The sequence below is a fragment of the Streptomyces sp. NPDC093097 genome, from assembly GCF_044754325.1.
GTDB lineage: Bacteria > Actinomycetota > Actinomycetes > Streptomycetales > Streptomycetaceae > Streptomyces.
The window spans coordinates 84,338-105,250 of the sequence record NZ_JBIVOW010000019.1 but is presented as its reverse complement, the minus strand read 5'-3'; the positions used below and the strand labels follow the sequence as shown (position 1 = coordinate 105,250).

The 20,913-nt window shown below is 71.6% G+C and carries 13 protein-coding genes; 10 read left to right on the top strand and 3 right to left on the bottom strand.

The annotated features are described in order from the left end of the window. Positions 1-171: 171 nt before the first annotated feature. Together ACIQE0_RS28260 and ACIQE0_RS28255 are read right to left on the bottom strand one after the other, a co-directional pair. On the bottom strand, positions 172-2,013 hold the full coding sequence (locus ACIQE0_RS28260) for an APC family permease (RefSeq protein WP_402337437.1): 1,842 nt from the start codon (positions 2,011-2,013) through the stop codon (positions 172-174). Positions 2,014-2,360: 347 nt separating this feature from the next. Continuing rightward, positions 2,361-3,230: an alpha/beta fold hydrolase gene (locus ACIQE0_RS28255; RefSeq protein WP_402337434.1), complete on the bottom strand. Its 870-nt coding sequence runs from the start codon at positions 3,228-3,230 to the stop codon at positions 2,361-2,363. 1,013 nt (positions 3,231-4,243) lie between these two features. Here ACIQE0_RS28255 and ACIQE0_RS28250 point away from each other — a divergent pair. The 8 genes from ACIQE0_RS28250 (at position 4,244) to ACIQE0_RS28215 (ending at position 14,931) form a co-directional block, all read left to right on the top strand. After that, positions 4,244-5,065 carry a hypothetical protein gene (locus ACIQE0_RS28250; RefSeq protein ID WP_402337431.1) on the top strand — a complete coding sequence of 274 codons (822 nt, stop codon included), beginning with the start codon at positions 4,244-4,246 and terminating at the stop codon, positions 5,063-5,065. A gap of 355 nt (positions 5,066-5,420) precedes the next feature. Then, positions 5,421-5,789 (top strand): pilin, encoded by a 369-nt coding sequence (locus ACIQE0_RS28245; protein WP_402337428.1) that lies wholly within the window; start codon positions 5,421-5,423, stop codon positions 5,787-5,789. Positions 5,790-6,103: 314 nt separating this feature from the next. Then, positions 6,104-7,756, top strand: a complete 1,653-nt coding sequence (locus ACIQE0_RS28240; RefSeq protein ID WP_402337425.1) for a hypothetical protein — start codon at positions 6,104-6,106, stop codon at positions 7,754-7,756. 3 nt (positions 7,757-7,759) lie between these two features. Beyond that, positions 7,760-8,707, top strand: coding sequence for a PrgI family protein (locus ACIQE0_RS28235; protein ID WP_402337422.1), 948 nt, complete (start codon positions 7,760-7,762; stop codon positions 8,705-8,707). After that, positions 8,707-10,575, top strand: coding sequence for a VirB4 family type IV secretion system protein (locus ACIQE0_RS28230; protein ID WP_402337419.1), 1,869 nt, complete (start codon positions 8,707-8,709; stop codon positions 10,573-10,575). The genes ACIQE0_RS28235 and ACIQE0_RS28230 overlap by 1 nt, the downstream gene beginning before the upstream one ends. Further along, the gene (locus ACIQE0_RS28225) at positions 10,572-12,971 is read left to right on the top strand and encodes a type IV secretory system conjugative DNA transfer family protein (RefSeq protein ID WP_402337416.1); all 2,400 of its coding nucleotides are present in this window, start codon (positions 10,572-10,574) and stop codon (positions 12,969-12,971) included. Before ACIQE0_RS28230 ends, ACIQE0_RS28225 begins: the two co-directional genes overlap by 4 nt. A 35-nt stretch (positions 12,972-13,006) precedes the next feature. Then, positions 13,007-13,993 carry a replication-relaxation family protein gene (locus ACIQE0_RS28220; protein ID WP_402337413.1) on the top strand — a complete coding sequence of 329 codons (987 nt, stop codon included), beginning with the start codon at positions 13,007-13,009 and terminating at the stop codon, positions 13,991-13,993. Continuing rightward, positions 13,990-14,931, top strand: a complete 942-nt coding sequence (locus ACIQE0_RS28215) for an NlpC/P60 family protein (RefSeq protein ID WP_402337410.1) — start codon at positions 13,990-13,992, stop codon at positions 14,929-14,931. Before ACIQE0_RS28220 ends, ACIQE0_RS28215 begins: the two co-directional genes overlap by 4 nt. A 32-nt stretch (positions 14,932-14,963) precedes the next feature. Here ACIQE0_RS28215 and ACIQE0_RS28210 read toward each other — a convergent pair whose 3' ends face one another. Continuing rightward, entirely contained in the window at positions 14,964-16,613 is a 1,650-nt protein-coding gene (locus ACIQE0_RS28210) for a TlrC/CarA/OleB/SrmB family ABC-F type ribosomal protection protein (RefSeq protein ID WP_402337407.1), read from the bottom strand. 537 nt (positions 16,614-17,150) lie between these two features. On the opposite strand from ACIQE0_RS28210, the gene ACIQE0_RS28205 reads away from it, so the two are divergent. Beyond that, positions 17,151-18,146 (top strand): MarR family transcriptional regulator, encoded by a 996-nt coding sequence (locus ACIQE0_RS28205; RefSeq protein ID WP_402337404.1) that lies wholly within the window; start codon positions 17,151-17,153, stop codon positions 18,144-18,146. A gap of 659 nt (positions 18,147-18,805) precedes the next feature. Then, the gene (locus tag ACIQE0_RS28200; RefSeq protein WP_402337401.1) at positions 18,806-20,629 is read left to right on the top strand and encodes a glycoside hydrolase family 15 protein; all 1,824 of its coding nucleotides are present in this window, start codon (positions 18,806-18,808) and stop codon (positions 20,627-20,629) included. Positions 20,630-20,913 lie beyond the last annotated feature (284 nt).

Here is a 20,913-nt window from a genome sequence, read left to right as displayed (position 1 = left end):
GGCAAAGGGGCCGCTGCGGTCCCGCCCATCACGTTCGGTGGAAGACTCGAAGGTGATGCGCGTCCGTAGGCCCGTTGGATCAGCTCGTGTGCCCCTACGTCTACCGGGGAGCGGCAGGCGCCGCCACCGCGGTGCGGCGCCGCAGCGCGAGGTGGTTGTCGGTCGTGCCGACTACTCGGAGGCATCGATGCGGTAGCGCAAACGGCAGATGACGGCGTCGGTGTGACGGCGGATGGCGCGGTCAAGGATTGCGCCGCGTTGGTTCTGCAGCAACCGAAGCCAGGGGCGCGACAGATGCACCTCCGGGATCAGCACCACTACGCGCTCGTGCCGGCCCTCGGCATCGACCTTGCGAAGGTAGTCGACGACCGGACGGGTGAGTGAACGAGTGGGACTGCGCACCACGGTCAGCGGGACTCCCGGCTGCCATGCGCTCCACGCCGCGCGAAGCTGCTCGGCACGTTCTTCCGGCGCTTCCGTGTGGACGATCGTGAGGGCCCGGACCTCGTCGCTCAAGGAGAGGGCCTCGCCGAGTGCCTCCTTGGTGATCACGTTGACGGCGCCGACCGGCACCACTACCAGGGAGCGCCGCTTCACCGGCGGGCCGGGCGCCTCACCGAGACGAATGGCCGTGCCGATCCGCCGGTAGGCACGCTGGGTCGCTGCGAACAAGGAGGCGAGCACAACCACCGCCACGATGACGAGCCAGCCGCCCCGATAGAATTTGGCAATCAGCTGGATGACGAGGGCTACAGCGGTCAGAACCGCTCCCAGACCGTTGAGGGCAGCCCGCCAGTGCCAGCCCGGACCGCGGTCCAGGTACCAGTGCCGCACCATACCGGCCTGGGAGAGGGTGAAACCGACGAAGACCCCGATGGCGAAGACCGGCACCAGCGTCTGAGTGTTGCCCTCCGCCGCAATGATCAGGATCAGCGCGAGAACGGCGAGAACCACGACGCCATAGCGGTAGACCTGTCGGTCGGCGCGCAGCCAGAAGACGTGCGGCAGGTTGTTGTCACGGGCCAGCAGCGAAGCGAGCACGGGCAGGCCGCCGAACGAGGTGTTCGCCGCCAGTGCCAGCAGCGTCATCGTTGCGAACTGGACCACGTAGTAGCCCACGTTGTGGCCGATCGAGGCATCGGTGAGCTGCGCCAGCACGGTCTTGGTGGGATTCGGTGCGACATGGAACTTGCTGATCAGCACCGACACCCCGAGAAGCAGCAACCCCAGCAGCGCACCGAGGGCGACTTCGGTGCGCTGCGCTCGCCTGACTCTGGGCTTGCGGAACGTCGGCACGGCGTTTGCGATCGCCTCCACCCCGGTCAGCGCCGCGCTGCCGGAGGCGAACGCCCGCAGCAGGAGCAAGGCCCCGACGGTGCTGACAGCCGTGCTGGAAGGGTGCGTGGGAGCGGTCACCGGATGCGAGCGCAGTAGCCCGGTCACGATCACCGTGAAGATCGCCCCTACGAACACCACAGTCGGCACGATCATCGCTTTGGCGGCCTCGGCGATCCCGTACAGGTTGACTGCCGTGATGAGGACGAGAATCAGCACGCACAGCAAAACCCGATTGCCGTAGAGGGAGGGGTAGGCCGAGGTCAGCGCGGCCACTCCGGCGGTGATCGACACCGCCACGTTCAGCACGTAGTCGATGATCAGTGATGCCGCTGCGACCAGGCTGGCATGCCGGCCCAGGTGCTTCCCGGCCACCGCATAAGCGCCACCACCCTGCGGGAACGCCTCGATGACCTGGCGGTAGGAGAGGGTCAACGCGATCAGCAAGATCACGATCGCCACCGTGACCGGCAGGGTGAACGCAAGGCCCGTGCTCCCAGCCACAGCCAGGACGACCACGATCGCCTCCGGGCCGTAGGCCACGGAGGCCAACGCGTCCAGCGACAGCGCCGCCAACCCCTCCGGTACCGTCAGCCTCTCGCGCTCACGCTCGCCCGCCGGGGCGTCCCCTGGCCGGTCACGAGGCGAACGCCCCGCACCCGTGCCGTTCGCCTCCATGACACCTCTCTCCCGCAGATCGCTCGATGCCTGTCACGCGCGCCTACCGCATCTTGAGCGGCCACAGCTCGGTGCGGCGTGCTGAGGACGCCAAGTGGGTCAGCCAGGCCGACTTCCCATCCCGCGGCGGCTCGGGTGACTGCGGGCGAGTAGGACGCGAGGCAGCGTCGGAAGGAGTGTGCCGATCACTGGTCGGGCCGAGGGGGATTCATCTGGCCCACTGCCACAGTCGCCGTTCTTCCCCATGCCTGAACAGTGACTACGGCGTGAGCTGGTCGGGGCACGCCCGTCGAGGTCATCGTGGACGGCCCGGACGTTTGCCCGTTCCGGGTGGATCTGTGACGGTGTCAGGCGGTGGCACGGCTGAGGAAGTCGCGGATCTGCTGGGTGATGGTCTCCAGATGGCTCTCCAGTGCGAAGTGCCCGGATTCGATCAGGTGGATCTCGGCCGCGGGCAGGTCCCGCTGGAAGGCGCGGGCGCCCTCCGGGCCGAAGATCTCGTCGTTCGCGCCCCAGACGGCCAGCAGCGGCACCTGGGAGTCACGGAAGTACTGGTGCACGGCAGGATAGAGATCCACGTTGGTGGGGTAGTCGCGGAAGAGCTTGAGCTGGATCTCGTCATTGCCCGGCCGGTCGAGCAGCGCCTGGTCGTGGATCCAGTTGTCGGGGCTGACGAGGCTTTGGTCAGCCACGCCGTTCACGTACTGCCAGCGGGTGACCTCGGAGGTCAGCGCGCCGCGCACCGGTGCTTCGGTTTGTGGACCCGGTGCCTTGGCGTAGGCGAACAGGCCGTCCCAGAAGGGCTTGACGAAGCCTTCGGTGTAGGCGTTGCCGTTCTGACTGATGATTGCAGTGATGTGTTTCGGGTCCTGCAGCGCAAGCCGCCATCCGATGGGTGCGCCGTAGTCCTGTACGTACATGGCATACCGGTTGATGCCCAGGCGGTCGAGTAGCCCCGAGGTGATCCCGGTGAGGGCGTCAAAGGTGTAGGGGAACTCATCGAGGCTCGGCATCGCCGACTGGCCGAAGCCGATGTGATCGGGCGCGATGACCCGGTAGCGGTCCGAGAGAGCCGGGATCAGATGGCGGAACATGTGCGAGCTTGTCGGGAAGCCGTGCAGCAGGAGCACGACGGGTGCTTGCGAGTCACCGGCCTCCCGGTAGAACACCTCCAGGCCGTCGACGGCCTCGGTACGGTGGTGCACGGCGTATGCCATCGCTCCGGCCCTTTCGTTCAGCACGACGAGGAACGCCGGGCCGGACAGCTCTGCCCCTGCATGAGGCGCAGAGACGCAGGAGGGGCGGGACCGCAGCGGTGAGCCGTTCGCGTGATCGCACTTCCAACGCGGTGTCGCCCGATGCTTGTTGGAGCCTTTACGGCCGCCGGCCGACGTCTGATCACCAAGGCAACCTCAGCGACGGCCTCGCGGCAAGCCGGGACCAGCAGATCCGAACCGATGCCGCGTCGGGATCGGCATGCCCCCGGCGTGCAACCTCCGAGGGAGCGGCAGCCGCGTGTGGTGCGCGCGGTCAGCCTGCTTGTGCGGTCGCGTTTTTCCAGTTCAGCGGTGCAGCGAACCAGTTGCGAGCCACCGGCGGGCCAGTGCCGAACCACAAGCGGTCCAGCGGCGAGCCACGGGCGGGCCAGTGCCGAGCCACCGCGAACAGTGCTCCTCTGCGAGGGAGAGGCGGTGCGTTGCGGTGGCCAGGGGGCCTCATGCCGTCCGTCCATTACCGCGGGGCAGGCCGCGCGGGGTCACGTCACGCGTAGTCGCGTAGGTCGGGACAGGCCCCCTGTCCCAGGGGCGGCGGAGGCGGTGCTGAGGCCAACGTGGCTGCCCTGTGCGATGTTGTGCAAGCCGTTGGGGCGGGCGGCGGCTTCGCGGACGTGTCGGACGTAGTGGGTGGCGTACCGGGGGCGTAGGTGGGGCCGAGGGCGAGCACCCACCGGGCCAGTGGTGAGCCACCCCGGAGCCGCTGCCGGGCCACGTGTGGCCGGGTTCGATGGATTCGCAGCTACGGGGGCGGATTTTCTCTGTTCGATTGCGGACGGCTCGGGAGGGCAGACGAGGCTGGTCAGGGGCGCGGGCCGGTGGCATGACGTCGTACGTCGCGGTCCACTGGGCCGGTCGTCGAGCGGGGGTGGAGCGGAGCCGGTCTGTGGGTGGCGCGAGGGGGTGACAGGGGTGGCGGTGAACGTCGTCCGCCCACTCCCGCAAGGAGCAAGCGCATGCGCCACCTCTCGCCTCTTTCCTCGCGTTCCTCTGCCTGTACGCGGTCCAGTGACCCTTCGCCGCTGCACAGACTGGAGGAGTGCTTCCTCGCACTTGCCACGGCGCCGGAACCGCTGACGCTGCCCGCACACCTCGTCTGCGAGGAGCCGGAGCAGGCCGCGCTGCCCGTCGACCAGTTCCGCTCCCGCCTGGCCCACCCCGGTACGTCACCGGTGTTGCGGAAGCGGGCCTGGTGCGAGGCCGTCGACCGTGCCCAGCGGCTCGGGGAGCCGTGGGACACGGTGGCCATCGGGCTGACCGTGCCGGTGCTCCACCGGATCCTGGCCCGGCTCGGGCGCCCGGTTCACCTGGAGCGTGCGGAGCTGGAGCAGGAGGCGCTGGTCGCGGTGACCGCGGCCCTGCACGGGGTGGAGGCGAAAAGCACGGACTGCGGCCGGGAGTTGTTCGCGGCGGCTGATCGGGCGGTGCACCGGCTGGTCCATGCCGCACACCGCCGCGCCGCGCGGGAGGTGGCGCCGGAGGAAACGGGCCCGGGCCGGTTCGTGGGCGCGACAGACCTCGCCGACGCGTCGGCCAAGTCCCTGGAAGCGGTGGGTGGTGAGGGCGGGGACGCGTACTCGGCGCTCACCCTCGCCGTGACCGCACACGTCATCAACGTTGCCGAGGCGCGGCTGATCGCTCGTACGCGCCTGGAGGGTGAACCGATGCAACGCCTCGCGACCGAGCACGGGGTGAACATGCGTGAGCTGTACCGCCACCGTGCGGCTGCCGAGCAGCAACTGGCGGCGTATCTGCGGTATCAGCTGCGCGAGGGGTGAGGCACCCGTACGGGGGAGATTTTCCGGGCGGATGTCAATTCCGCGGCCGCAGATCTCTATTACAGGTGAGCGCCCGCTGCTGGATGCGCGCCATGCATCCGGCGGCAGGCGCCCGGCACAGTACGGCGGCCATGGTGCTGCCGGGCGTTGTTGCCGGTGGTGGGGTGAGCGCATCCGTCTCGTGCTGACACCCGAGCCCTGTTCCCGCCGCTTTCCTGAAGGAGGACGGCCCGGACAGGGGATCCGCGCTCACCCCACCGCGGCGGCAGGTGCCTGGCACGCGCCTTCCGCTGCCGCCCGTCTCCGGGTTTTCCCTTTCTCCTGCTGTCCGTTGTCTGTTGGAGGTGCGTCCGCCATGTTCGCAAGGATCCGCCGGCCGTGCTGCCGGCCGCTCCGCCCGGCCGGCCGGTGGGTCGCCCGGTTCGTCTGCACCGCTGCGCTCGTGGTGGTGATGTCGGTGGCGAATGAGCCGCGGGGATGGGCCGTCGCCAGCATCCCGACCGTGATCTCGAACCTGCGGAACTGGATCATCGGCATCCTCGCCGCTCTCGCCACGCTGTTCCTCACCTTCGGCGGGCTGCGCTACCTGATGGCCGGCGGCGATCCGGGGGAAGTAGAGTCCGCGAAGCGGGCGTTGCGGGCCGCCGCGATCGGCTACGCGCTGGCGGTACTGGCCCCGGCCCTGGTCACCGTGCTCCAGGGCATCGTCGGGGTCGGGAAGTGAGCCGCGCCGGGCGCCTCGTCCCCGCCCTGCTGGTCCTCCTCGGCTCGGCTGCCCTCGCCCTGGGACCACCGGGTGTCGTGCCCGCCGCCGCGCAGGTCCCGCACACCGTGGTGGTGACGCCGACGGTCCCGGAGCCGCCGCGGCCCGAGCCGCAGCCCGTGCCGGCCCCCACCCCGGCACAGTCCAAGCCCACGTCACCGCAACCGACACCCACGCCCGGGCCCACGCCCAGCCCAGGGCGCCCCTCACCTCAGCCGTCGCGGTCGCCGTCTGCGGAACCGGCCCCCGGGCCCACGCCGCCGGCCTGCGAGGCCATGGGGAAGGAGTGCGTCAAGGACACGTCCTCGGGCTGGGACGCCCTCACCGACATCCCCGGCATGATCGTGAACGCGATCACCTCGTTCCTCGGCACGCTGATCGAGCAGATCATGAAGCCGGTCCGGGAGTTCCTCGCCGACACGTTGCTCGCGACCCCCGACGTCACGAAGCACGCCGACATCAAACGGCTGTGGAAGGCGATGCTGGGGATCACCGCCGGCATCTACGTGCTGTTCGTGACCGCGGGCGGCATCACGGTCATGGGCCACGAGACCGTCCAGTCCCGCTACGCCCTCAAACAGATCCTTCCCCGGCTGCTGGTGGGGATGGTCGCGGCCGCCACCTCCCTGACCGTGATGGGCAAGGCCATCGGCCTGGCCAACGCCCTCGCCCACGCGATCATGGCCACCGATCTGGCCGACGCCGGCCAGGGCATGGTCGAACGCGTCCTGCCCTTCGCGCTCTTCGGCGCCGCCGGACTCAAGCTCTATCTGGTCCTGCTGGCGATCGCGGTGATCGCCCTCGTCCTGGCGGTACTGATCGGCTTCATGGTGCGGGTCGCGGTGATGGCGCTGCTGGCCGTCTGCGCACCCCTGGCCCTGGCGTGCCACGCCCACCCGGTCACCGATCCGGTCGCCCGGATGTGGTGGCGGGCGCTGGCCGGCTGTCTGACCATCCAGATCGCGCAGTCGGTGACGTTCGTCCTCGCCCTCAAGTTGTTCTTCGCCCCCGGCGCCTCCACGTTGGGCATCCCGAAGTCCGACCAGTTGGGCACGCTGCTGGCCGGACTCGGGTTGTTCTGGGTGCTGTTCAAGATTCCCGGCTGGGCGCTCCAAGTCATCCTGCGGGGCACGCCGGCACCGCAGCCGCAGATGTCTGCGGCCGTAGGGGTGTTCAAGCACCTGGCGATGTACCGGCTGGTGGACCACTACCTGCCTGCCGCCCGTCTGCTGCGGCGCCCTCACGGCGGTACGGGCGGCGGTGGGGGAGGGGGGTTCGGGCGGGGCCGTGGCGGGCCGGGTGGCAGGCGCGGCGGGCCCGGTTCCGGGGGAGGGGGCGGCAGTCGGCCGCCTGCTTCGGGGCCTGGACGTGGTGGCGGGGCTCGGGGGCCTGCCGGTCGGCCGGCCGACCGGTCCGGACCTGCTGCCGGGAGCCGGGGGACAGGCGGTGCGCCGGCGGCCGGTGGAGCGCGGCGGAGCGGCTCGACCGGCGAGCGGAACACGATGCCGGCCGGCACGACAACTGCCCGCCCAGCGCTCAGACACAGCCCTTCCGGCCAGGCTCGCCAGCGCCTTGGCCCGCATGCCGCCCCCGTCACCGCCCACGCAGTGAACGGCCCAGGAACCGCGCGCCACCCCGCCCAGGCCGGTCGGCGCGGGCAGCTCGCCGGGCCCGTTCCCGCCGAAGGCGTCCCGGTCCGGCCGTCCCGACCGGCCCAGGCACCGTCGCCCCGCCCCACCGAACGCCCACCGGCATCCCCGGAGGCCCGGCGGACCAGGGCGTCGCCGCCCCCGCGCTCCGGTTCCCCCGCGACCGTACCCCCGCCGCCCGCGCAGCGCCCGGTACACCCCAGGCCCACCGAACGCCTGCGCCTGCGGCCACCGCGCCCCCTGCCACTGCAACTCCCCTTCGAACCGCCCCGGAGGTAACCCATGCCAGGACCCGACGACCCGGCCGACTACGCCAACGCCACGCGCATCCCGGCCGACATCTCCCGCCCGGACCGGATTCTGGGGCCGCTCACCGCCCGCCAGTCGGCGATCCTCGCCGCCGCGGCACTGGTGCTCTACGGCGGTTGGTGGGCCACCCGCCCGGTCATCGCTCCGCTCGCCTACGCGGCCCTCGTGCTCCCGATCGCCGGGGCGGTGGCCGCGCTCGCCCTCGGGCGACGGGAGGGGGTCGACCTCGACCGCTTCCTGGTCGCCGCTCTCCGGCACGCCCGAACCCCCAAGCGCCGCGTGCATGCTCCAGAAGGCATCCCGCCGCTGCCAGGCATCGTCCCCGCCCGCTGGGCGCAGCGCGCGGGCCCGCCTCCCACCGCGCTGCACATGCCCTACGACGGGGTCACACCCGGCGGTGTGCTCGATCTCGGCAGTGCGGGGAAGGCGGCCGTGGCGGAGTGTTCATCGGTCAACTTCGAGTTGCGATCGGCCGCCGAACAGCAGGGCCTGAGCACGGCGTTCGCCCGCTGGCTCAACTCCCTCACCGGCCCGACCCAACTGCTGGTGCGCTGCCACCGCATCGACCTCGCACCGCTCGTCGACGACCTCCAGCACCACGCCGCCGCGCTGCCGCACCCCGCACTGGAGCGGGCCGCCCGCGACCATGCCGACTTCCTCGCCGACCTCTCGCTCCGCCGTGACCTTCTGGGCCGGCAGATCCTGCTGGTCGCGCGGGAGGAGAGCGCGGGGCGCGGCGTGCGGGGCGCGGCGGGGGAGGGGCGGGCACTGCAGCGTCTGGAGGAGGCGGCCCGCGGGCTCGCCCCGGCCGATGTCGCCGTCGCGCCCTTGGACGGGCGCCGGAACGCGGCACTGGTGCGCGCGGCCTGCAACCCCGACACCCCCACCCAGAGCGGCAACCGACCGGAAGGCGGCCTGTGATGCCCCGTCCCCGCATCCTCCGCGGCCGCCGTCGTCCGCACACGGTGCCGCAGGTGACCGATGCCGGTGCGCTGCTCGAAGCGTCCGGACCCGAGTCCGTCGAGGTCCACGCCCGGGCGCTGGCCGTCGGAGCGGGGGTGGCCACCACGCTGGTCGTCACCGGCTATCCGGCCGAGGTCACCCCCGGCTGGCTCGCCCCGCTCCTGAATTTCCCCGGACACCTCGACATCGCCGTGCACATCGACCCCATCCCCAACCCGGTGGCGGCCGCCGGGCTCAAGAAGCAGCGCGCCCGTTTTGAATCCGGTCGCCGGGCCGGCTTCACCAAGGGACACCTCGACGACCCGGAGGTGGAGGCCGCCGCCGCGGATGCCGCGGAACTCGCCTACCGCGTCGCCCGCGGCGAGGGGAAGCTCTTCCACGTCGCCCTGTACCTCACCGTCCACGCACCGGAGGAGGACGCGCTCGCCGACCAGGCCGCCGCCGTGCGGGCGGTCGCCGAGTCGCTGCTGATGACGGTGGCACCGACCACCTACCGCGCGTTGCCTGGATGGCTGGCCACCCTGCCGCTCGGCATCGACACCCTCAAGATCCGCCGCACCCTCGACACCGCCGCCCTCGCCACGTGCTTCCCCTTCACCAGCCCCGACCTGCCCGTCCCCGCCACCGCCGACGGCGTGGCGCCCGGGGTGCTCTACGGCCTGAACACGGTCTCCGGCGCCCCGGTGCTCTGGGACCGCTTCGCGCAGGACAACTACAACTCCATCACCCTGGCCCGCTCCGGCGCCGGCAAGTCCTACCTCGCCAAACTGGAGCTGCTGCGGCTGCTGTTCACCGGCGTCACCGCCTCCGTGATCGACCCCGAGGACGAGTACGTCCGCCTCGCCGAAACCGTCGGCGGCCACGTGGTCGCCCTCGGCTCCCACGGCGTCCGCCTCAACCCCTTCGACCTGCCGACCTCCGCGGCCGACGGCGAGGACGTGCTGACGCGGCGCGTGCTGTTCCTGCACACCTTCCTCGCCGTCCTGCTGAACACCGAACCGACCGCCGCGGAGAAGGCGGTGCTCGACAAGGCGATCCTCGCCGCCTACGCACACGCCGGGATCACCACCGACCCCCGCACCTGGCAGCGCACCCCGCCCACCCTCGCCGACCTCGCCGCCACCCTGGGCGAGGACGGCCACGAAGCCGCGACGACGCTCGCCGACCGGCTGACCCCGTACACCACCGGCTCGCACGCCCCCCTGTTCAACGGCCCCAGCACCACAACCCTCTCCGGCCACCTGGTCGTCTACGCGCTCCGCCGCCTACCCGAGGAGGTCAAGGCCCCCGCCATGCTGCTCGCCCTGGACGCGATCTGGCGCCACGTCACCTCCCGCCCCCACACCGGCCGCCACCTGGTCGTGGTGGACGAGGCCTGGACCCTGATGCGCGAGGGAGCCGGCGCCCACTTCCTGTTCCGCCTGGCCAAGGCCGCCCGCAAGCGCTGGACCGGACTGGCCGTGGTCACCCAGGACGCCGACGACGTCCTCGCCTCCCCGCTCGGCCGGGCCATCGTCTCCAACGCCGCCACCCAGATCCTCCTGCGCCAGGCACCCCAGGCCATCGACACCGTCAGCGAGAACTTCCACCTCTGCCACGGCGAGCGCGAGTTCCTGCTCACCGCCTCCCGCGGCGAGGCCCTCCTGCTCACCGGCGACCGCCGCCACAAGGTCGCCCTCACCAGCGTCGCGGCACCCGGCGAACACGACGTGATCACCACGGACCCCAGCGAACTCGCCCCACCTCAAGGCGACGAACCCGCCTACGCCGCCGACGGATACGCCCCCGAACTCCCCCTGACCGGCCGCGAGGAGAGGATGCCATGACGCGCCCCGCCCTCTCCCTCGCCCTGGGCCCTCCGAACGGTCCGCTGGTCGGCTTCCTCACCGATCCGGGCAGCCTCTGGGAGCACCTCGGCCGCACCACCGCCCGCGCCCTCGCCACCCACGCCCCGATCCTCGCACCGTGCGCGGCGATCGCCGTGACCTGCGTCGTAGTGCTGCGTCGCATGCTGCACCGGTGGCGTCAGCGCCACCTGGCCGCAGGCGCCCGCTGCGTGGAGGTGCTCGCGCCGCCCGACGTCGCCGCGAAGGGCGGCGAGGTCCTGTGGGCCCAGCTGTCCGGCCTCCTGCGGCCGTGGTGGCGCCGCCTGACCACCGGGCAACCACACCTCGCCTTCGAATACACCTGGTCCCACGCCGGGTTGCGGATCGCCCTGTGGGTGCCCGGCACCGTCCCCCTGGCACTGGTGCGGTGCGCGGTGGAGGCCGCCTGGCCCGGGGTCCACACCCGCGTGATCACACCGGCGCCCCTCGTGCCGTTGGCGCATGAGGTGACCGCCGGGCGTCTGCGCACCGCCCGTACCGACGTCCTGCCGCTGCGCACCGACCACCCCACCGACCCGCTACGAGCGCTCCTGCAAGCCGCCACCGGCATGGCCGAAGGCGAAACCGCCTGCGTGCAGATCCTGGCCCGCCCGGCCACCGGAGCCGCGCTGCGACGGGCCAGACGCCAGGCACGCCGACTCAAGGCCGGCCACACCGCCGCCCGACCACCGGCCCTGGCCGCACTGTTCCTCCACCGCCGCCAGGTGCCCGCCACCGGCAAGCAGGACCCCGAACACGGCACCGTCGTACGGCAGTCGGCGCAGAAGCTGACCGGCCCGCAGTGGCAGTGCGCCCTCACCTACGCCACCACCTGTCCCCCCAAGCACGAGCGTGCCCAGGACATGGTGCGGGGCCGGGCTCACGCATTGGCCTCCGCGTTCGGCCTGTTCGCCGACCGCAACCACCTCGTCCGCACCCGCCTGCTGCGCTCCTGCCCCCACCTGAACGCCCGGTCCTTCCCGGCGCGCCCCACGCTGCTGTCCGTACCGGAACTCGCCGCCCTGGCCCACCTGCCCACCGACACCGACGCACCCGGCCTGCAACGGGCCGGCGCACGCTCCGTCCTCCCGCCACCCCAGATCCCCCGGCCCGGCCCCGGCAACAGCGTCAAACCCCTGGGCCTCGCCGACACCGGCGCCCGCCGCGAAATCGGCCTCGCGGTGCCCGACGCCCGCCGCCACCTCCACGTCATGGGCGCCACCGGCTCCGGCAAGTCCACCCTCGTCGCCCACCTCGTCCTCGACGACGTCCGCAACCACCGCGGCGTCATCGTCATCGACCCCAAAGGCGACCTCATCACCGACCTGCTCGACCGCCTCCCCGACACCTGCGCCGACCGCCTGGTCCTCATCGACCCCGACGACCCCCGACCACCCCCCTGCCTCAACGCCTTCGACGGCCCCGACACCGACGTCGTCGTCGACAACATCACCGGCATCTTCCGCCGCATCTTCGCCGCCTTCTGGGGACCACGCACCGACGACCTCATGCGCGCCGCCTGCCTCACCCTCCTCAAACACCGCGACCACACCCACCAACAGGTCACCCTCGCCGACATCCCCCGCCTCCTGAGCGAGTCGGCCTACCGCCTCCGCATCCTCCCCACCCTCAACGACCCCGTCCTGCGCGGCTTCTGGGCCTGGTACGAGTCGATGTCCGAACCCTCCCGCGCCGCCGTCGCCGGCCCCCTCATGAACAAGCTCCGCGCCTTCCTGCTGCGCGACTTCGCCCGCCGCGCCGTCGCCGGACCCTCCACCTTCCACCTCACCGACGTCCTCGACGGCGGCATCCTCCTCGCCCGCCTCCCCAAAGGAGCCCTCGGCGAGGACACCACCCGCCTCCTCGGCTCGTTCCTCGTCGCCGGCACCTGGCAGGCCGCGACCGCCCGCATCCGCACCCCCGAACACCAGCGCATCGACGCCACATTGAGCATCGACGAAGCCCACAACTTCCTCACCCTCCCCTACCCCCTGGAGGACATGCTCGCCGAGGCCCGCGGCTACCGCCTCTCGATGCTCCTGGCCCACCAGCACCTCGCCCAACTCCCACGCGACCTGCGCGAAGGCATCTCCGCCAACGCCCGCAACAAGATCTTCTTCAACGCCTCACCCGAAGACGCCGCAGCCCTCGAACGCCACACCCTCCCCGCACTGGCCGCCCACGACCTCGCCCACCTCGGCCGCTACCAGGCCGCCGCCCACCTCCTGACCGACGGCGCACACAACAGCGCCTTCACCCTCACCACCCGCCCCCTCCCACCCCCCGTCCCCGGCCGCGCCGCGGCCCTGCGCACCACCACCGGCCGCAACCGCCCCCGACCCACCACCCACCCCTGAAACACCCACCGCAGACCCGACCCGAGGAACCTCCCATGCCCGCACTCCCGCGCCCCGCCTCCGTCTCCCGCTACGTCGCCCGCGCCGTCACCACCCGCCCCCGCCCCCACCACCGCATCAACGTCGCCCTCCTCTCCCGCAACCTCACCGACCGGGACCTCTGGCTCGTCCACATGCTCCACGAACACCGCGTCCTGACCACCCACCAGGTCACCCGCCTCGCCTACCCCTCACTGCGCACCGCCCAACGCCGCCTGCGCACCCTCCACCAACACGCCGTCCTCGACTCCTTCCGCCCCCTGACCGCCTCCGGCTCCGCACCCGAGCACTACGCCCTCGGCCCCGCCGGAGCCATCCTCCTCGCCGCCCACACCGGCCTCGACACCACCACCCTGGGCTGGGACGCCTCCGCCATCGGCCGCATCGCCTACTCCCCGTGCCTGGGCCACGACCTCGGCGTCAACGAACTCCTGACCCACCTCGCCGCCCGCACCCACAACGCCCCCACCACCGCGCTCCGCCTCTGGCTGTCCGAACGGTCCGCAGCCCGCCGCTGGGGCGACATCATCCGCCCCGACGCCTACGCCCACTGGCACCACGGCGACCGCCTCCTGCCGTTCTTCCTCGAATACGAGACCGGCAGCCAGGCACTGGCCCGCGTCGAGGCCAAACTGCCCGGCTACGCCGCCTTCACCGCCACCACCGGCACCCGTCCGGCCCTCCTCATCCACACCCGCACCCAATGCCGCGACCAGGCCCTGCGCCACCGCCTCGCCGGTACCGTCCACGAACTGGACCTGCTCGTCGCCACGGCCTCCGCCGACCTCACCACCACCACGCCCTGGGGCCCCTGGTGGACACCCCTCCACCCCGACGCCCACCGCGTCACCCTCGCCGAACTCGCCACCCACTGGCCCCGACTCAGCCCCGCCACCGGCCTGGAACCCACCGACACCGACACCGCCCTCACCCGCCCCGTCCCACCCCTGCCACCCCTCGCCCGCACCCAGGCCGGCACGTGACCTCCCTCCTGGGAAAGGCGATCGGCGGCATCGGCTGCGCGGTGCTCTGCCTCCCCCTGCTCGCCGCCGTCACCGTCGCCGCGGCCCTCGGCGGCCTCACCGCGGACAGCAGCACGGCGGCCGCCCCCAGCACCCACGCGATCAACGACATCCCACCCCGCATGCTCGCCCTCTACCAACGCGCCGCCCTCGCCTGCCCCGGCCTGTCCTGGACCGTCCTGGCCGCGATCGGCAAGGTCGAGACCGACCACGCACGCCACCCCACCATGGTCTCCACCGCCGGCGCCGTCGGACCGATGCAGTTCCTCCCCACCACCTTCCACGCATACGCCCACCCCGTCCCGCCCGGAGGCAGAAACCCACCCACACCCTGGGACCCCGTCGACGCCGTGCACGCCGCGGCCCGGATGCTGTGCGCCCACGGCGCCAGGAACGGCAAGAACCTCCCAGCGGCCGTCTTCGCCTACAACCACTCCCACACCTACGTCAGCGACGTCCTGGCCACCGCCCGCCGCTACGCCGCCCGCACCCCGGCCCCAACAGGCGCCGCAGCGCAGGCAGTCGCCTTCGCCCGCGCCCAACTCGGCACCCCCTATGTCTGGGGCGGCAACGGCCCCGCCGACGGCGGCTTCGACTGCTCCGGCCTCACCCGGACCGCCTACGAAACCGCAGGCATCCACCTCCCCCGCGTCGCACAAGCCCAATACGACACCACACCCCACCTCCCCGCACACACCCAACTCGCCCCAGGCGACCTGCTGTTCTACGGCACCGACCCCCACCACCTCACCCACGTCGCGCTCTACACCGGCAACGGCAAGGCGATCGACGCACCCCACCCCGGCGCCACCGTCCGCCAACGGCCCGCACGCACCGCCAGTCCCACCTTCCAAGGAGCAACCCGGCCCACAGCCAGAGCACGAGGCGGCGCCCGATGACACCGGACGCCGCCACAGGCGACTCGCGGGCCTCAGCTCACCGCGACCTCCTGACACCGTGCGATGCGGCCGGCGTTCAGTTCCATGTGCCTGCCGGCGAAGCGGTTCCGCAGGCGGCGGTCGTGCGTGACGACGACGACCGCGCCTCGGTAGCAGGCCAGGGCTCCCTCCAGTTCCTCGACCAACGCGGGGGAGAGGTGGTTGGTCGGCTCGTCCAGCAGCAACAGGTCGACGGGCTCGCTGACAAGGCGGGCCAGTTCGATCCGCCGACGCTGCCCATAGGACAGCTCGCCCACCCTCAGGCGCAGGTCGGCGGGGCCGAACAGGCCGAGGGACAGGAGACAGTCAGTGTGCTCGTCCAGGTCGCCGCCGCGGCCGTGGGCGAACGCCTGCGGGACGGTCAGGCCGGACGGCCACGGTGTCTCCTCCTGCCTCAAGTACCCGACCCGACCCCGCGTGCGCACCATCCCCTCATCGGGCCGCAGCTCACCGGCCAACACCCGCATCAGCGTCGTCTTGCCGGCCCCGTTGGGCCCGGTGACCAACAACCGCTCCGCGCCGCCGATCCGCAGCGACGGCACCCGCAGCCGGCCCTCGACCCGAATATCGGCGAGTTCTGCCGCGGCCTGTGACGTCTGACCGTCGGCGGTGGTCATGCGGGCGGCGAACACCAGCGGTTCGGGCGGCGGCGCGACAGGATCGTCCGTCAGCCGTTCGAGGCGCTCCTTCGCGTTGCGGATACGGACCGTCGCCCCATGACCACGGCCGCGGGCACGGAAGCCGCCGTGGCCGAACACGGCAAACGGCAGCTTGCGAGGGATCGCGTCCAACCGTGCCACGTTCGTGGCGGCCAACCTCTGGTTGCGGGCCAGTTCCGCGCGCCAGTCCGCGTACTCCTGCAGACGGCGCCGTCGCTCCGCGGCCTTGGCGGCGAGATAGCCGTCGTAGCCGTCGCCGTAACGCCGCACCTTGCCCTCGCCGACCTCCAGGATCGCGGTGGTGACCCGTTCCAGGAAGACCCGGTCGTGGGTGACCGCGAGCACCGTGCCGCGATGCGCCCGCAGATGCGCCTCCAGCCAGCCCACCGCCTGGTCGTCCAGATCGTTGGTCGGCTCGTCCAGCAGCAACAGCTCAGGCTGGGACGCCAAGGTCGCCGCCAGCGCCAGCCGTGACCGCTCACCGCCCGACAGCGTGCCGAGCGGCCTGTCCCGGGCCAGGCCAGGCAGCCCCAGTCCGTGCAGGGCGAGGTCGACCCGCGCATCGGCCTCGTACCCGGCGCGCGCCTCGTACCGGGCGACCAGGTGGGCATAGGCGTCCAACGCCGCGGTGAGCTCCGCCCCCGCCAATCCCTTGAGCCCGGCTTCGGCGTGGCGCATCCGCGCCTCCAGATCACGCAGCTCGGCGAGAGCCGTATCCACCGCGTCCTGGACGTCGGCCTCGGGCGGCAGGGACAACGACTGGGCGAGATAGCCCAAGCCGCCCGGTGCGACCACGGCCAGTTCGCTGTTGTCGGGCCGGTCCTGCCCGGCGATCAGCCGCAGCAGGGTGGATTTCCCGGCCCCGTTGTCCCCGATGATGCCGACCCTCTCGCCGGGCTTGATGCTGAGGGACACGTCGTCCAGCACAACGTGGTCGTCGTAGCGGCGGGTGACGTTCTGAAGAGATAGCTGTGAGGTGAGCACGGAGCCCCCCGTTCTCGGCTGCGCCGATCTGCATGGGTGGACGGACGCATCCGCGCACGCCGGCACCCTCCGCGACGACACGCCAGACAGGCGGGATCACGGGAGAGCGGAAGCACGGATGAGAATGCGCGACGGCGGAGCCAAGCTCAACGCAGCCGCACGGGGAATGTCACAGGGAACCCATGCGCAGCACCATAGGCGTGAAATCCGCACGCCGACAAACCATTTCTCCGCCCGACCGGCCCCTGACCCAGGCCACGACACCGCCCGGAGCCCCCAGACCGGAGCACCACCCACCGACCGGCAACGCCCTCGCGACACACCCGGCGCTTGACTTCTCGCACGAGCAGAGCGTCCATGGGTCGTGGCCGACAAGCGCAGCGGGTTCACGATTACTCAACCCGCTTGCTCTCACGGCCCGTTCGCCCGGAAGACCGCGCTGCGCACGCGCCGGGCAACACCGCGAACCGCACACGCGGCCGCACCCCGGCCGGGGACCTCAACCACCCGCAACACCAAGGAAATCGAGGACCCCAGATGTCCAACCCGACCCCCGATACCGCACCCGCACACAACGGCCCGTTCACGGGCCTGACCGGCGCAGCCGCCACCGTCTACACCGAACTGCTCGGCCAGACCGAACCGGTGACGGTCGCCGCCCTCGCCGACGCCGCAGGCCTCGGCCACTCCACCGCCGGACGCGCCGTGGCCGCCTTGGAGAAGCGCGGCCTCGCCCACCGAACCGCCGGCGGCCACGACGGCCCACGCCGCATGCCCGACCGCTGGCAAGCGGCCACCTCCTCACCCGCCCCAGACACGGCCAACACGCCGTGCAACGACGGACATCCGCCCCGCGACCAGGAGGAGACCACACCCGACGACGCCGCGCAGCACAACACCGACGGCAGCACAGAACCCTCCCAGGATCCGCAACGGGGGAGCACGCCCAACGACCCTGCGCCGCCCAGCGGCGAGACAGCCGACTCCAACAAGGAGAACGAAGCCCACGCCCTCCAGGAGATCTCCGACGATCCGGTGCCGGCGCCCTCCGAGCCCTCCGAGCCCTCCGAGCCCTCCGAGCCCTCCGAGCCCTCCGAGCCCTCCGAGCCCTCCGAGCCCTCCGAGCCCTCCGAGCCCTCCGAGCCCATGGAGCCCCCGGAGCCCATGGAGAGGACTTCCGGGAACGAGGGGGACAACGACCGGAACAGCAACAGCCCGGAGAGCGAGCACAGCACCGAGGGCCACTCCGCAACACCGAGGGACACCGAACCGACGGCCACGCCCTCGACCACACAGACAGGCCGGCTGGTGCCGGGAGCACTCCGGCAGATGGTCATCGACCACCTCCAAGCACACCCCGACGAAGCCTTCACCGCCACCCGCATCAGCCGCATCATCGAGAGGTCCTCGGGCGCCATCGCCAACGCCCTGGCGAAACTGGCCACAGCCGGCATCGTCGAGCAGGTCACCCACCAGCCCCGCACCTACCGCCTGACCCGATCCACTCCCGCCACCCCGACCAACCACCGCTGAACCCCACCACGCCGGGCGCACCTCGCACATCGAGCAGGTGCGCCCGGCGCAGTCCTGGCGCCCGAATCCCCACAGGGCACAGGGCTGTTCACCACCACCGGGCAGGCCCGCCGCACCAAGCATCAAGCCGATGGCGCTGTCCTCGCGCCACGGCTTCCACCGCGACAAGCTGTACTTCCTCGACTGCGCCCGGCACGCCCCGGCGGTAACGGACAGACGACATGAGGCGCCCTGACCGCTGCACCACCGACCCTCGCGGTGAGTCGCCGCCGGCGCCTCCACGTCAGCAGGCACTGGTATGGGGAGCGGCAGGTGACCAACTCGACGAAGCACCACGGGAGCCGAACCAGGAGCCGAGCCGGAGATCGTCCACACCGAGCTCGACTGACGACGCCGCTCCCCACGCCGCGTGGCGGACCGGCTCCCAGACAACCGGCCCGGACGCGGGGCACGACACCAGGCCGCGCCACCCACTCGGGGCAACCGTCGACGGCCGGCACGTGCAGTCCACCGAGCGTGCTGCTTGGGTGGGGGTGAATCCGCTGCAGGGAGGCTGGGATCAAGAGCACTCAGGCACCTGGAGAGTCCCGTGGCGCAGGCGACTGCGCACGTCGTCGCGGCCGGCCCGCGTCCGGCCCGAGGCGGACGGGCTGCGACGCATGAGCGCGCGACCGATCGCTGACCACGCTCTGCTGTCCGACTGCCGCTCGGCCGCGCTGGTGACGTCCGACGGCTCGGTGGACTGGCTGTGCCTGCCCCGATTCGACAGCCCGGCGATCTTCGCTCGACTCCTCGACGAGGACGCCGGCCACTGGTCCATCCGACCCACCGCCCCCGCCGATATCAGCCGCCGCTACGTCGAGGACACCCTTGTTCTGGAGACGACCTTCCACACGCCCGGGGGGCGGGCGGTCCTGCGCGATGCGCTCGCCCTGGGGCGGCGGGAACGCGGGCACGCGCTCGGCATCGCCTCCCCCGGAACGCTCCTGCGGCAGATCACCTGCACCGAAGGACAGGTGGACGTCGAGATCGCCTACGCTCCGCGTCCGGAGTTCGGACTCGTCTACCCACTCCTCTCAGCCGTGCGGGGCGGGCTCGCGGCATATGGGGGAGCCCATGTTCTGCTGCTGTCGAGCCCTGTCGACCTGCAGGTGAGCGGCTCCACCGCATACGCCCGAATCCCGCTCTCCGCGGGGCACCGCCTCGGATTCGCCCTACACGTCCGGCCGGCGTGGGAAGGGAAGTCGGTGGGCTGGCGGGCGGGGCGCATCCGGCGGCGCATGTCCGACACCATCAAAGGCTGGCGCTCCTGGTCGAAACTCCACCGCGGTTACCTCGGCCCCTGGCAGGACGCGGTGGGCCACAGCGGACGCGTGCTGCGAGCCCTGACCTTCGCTCCCACCGGGGCCATCGTCGCCGCGGCCACCACCTCCCTGCCCGAGACAAGGGGCGGGATGCGCAATTGGGACTACCGCTACACCTGGGTCCGCGATGCGAGCTTCACCCTTCAGGCACTCGGCACGGCCGCCTGCGAGAAGGAACGGAACCGGTTCTTCGATTTCCTCGCCAGGGCCGCGGCAACCCAACTCGACCGCGGCGTCGACCTGCAGATCATGTACGGCATCGGCGGCGAACACGACCTGAGCGAGCGGCTCCTGCCGCACCTGACCGGCTGGCGCAACACCGGCCCCGTACGGATCGGCAACGGTGCCTGGCGCCAACGCCAACTCGATGTCTACGGCGAACTCCTCGACGCCGCTCATCAGACCCTTCCACCCGGTGAGCCTCTCGCCCCGACCACCCGGACCTTCCTGGTCCAGGCAGCCGAGACAGCAGCCCAGCGGTGGACCCAACAGGATCAGGGCATCTGGGAAAGACGCGGACCCAGCAGGCACTTCCTGCACTCGAAACTGATGTGCTGGGTCGCCCTGGATCGTGCCATCGCCATGGCCTCCGCCCTCCAGGCCCACGAACGCCTGCCCTACTGGGAGTACGAACGCGACCGGATCCGCCAGGCCATCGAACAACGCGGTTGGAACGCCCGCCTGGGCGCCTTCACCCAGGCATTCGGCAGTGACGACCTCGACGCCTCCGCCCTGATGCTGCCCATCGTCGGTTTCCTGCCGCCGAACGACCCCCGAGTCCAGTCCACCGTGCTGGCCATCGCCACCCACCTGACCGACAGCAACGGCATGGTCCGCCGCTATCTCACCGACGAGCTGCAGGAAGAAGAGGGCGCCTTCTTGCTGTGCACCTTCTGGCTTGCCCAAGCCCTCGCCCTCACCGGGCACCTCACCCGTGCACGACACGCCTTCCAAGCCGCCCTCGCACACGCCAACGACCTCTGCCTGCTGGCCGAGGAAACAGACGCCACCACAGCAGAGGCCCTCGGCAACTTCCCCCAAGCCTTCAGCCACATCGGGCTCATCAACGCCGCCCGCGCCATCCGCGATGCCGAACGACAGACAACGCACGCCCAGTAGGCGAACAACCTCTGTGTGCGCCGTCGGCGGCCGTTCCTGCCCAGGAGCGGCCGCTCCGCGTACTCGGTGCCGCGTATTCGAGACCGGAGCCAGTCGGTCATCACGCTGTCGTTGCTGCCGCTTCTGCAGGGGGAGGATGGCCACAGCCGGCAGGAGCGAACGCCGGAGCCGACAGACCACTGGTCGGCTTGCGGTCCTGCACCTTCGCCCCACGGACACCTCGCGGGGGTCAGCGCGACCACCGTCCACCGCTGATGCCCACTGGGCCGATGGCTCGCCGGCCA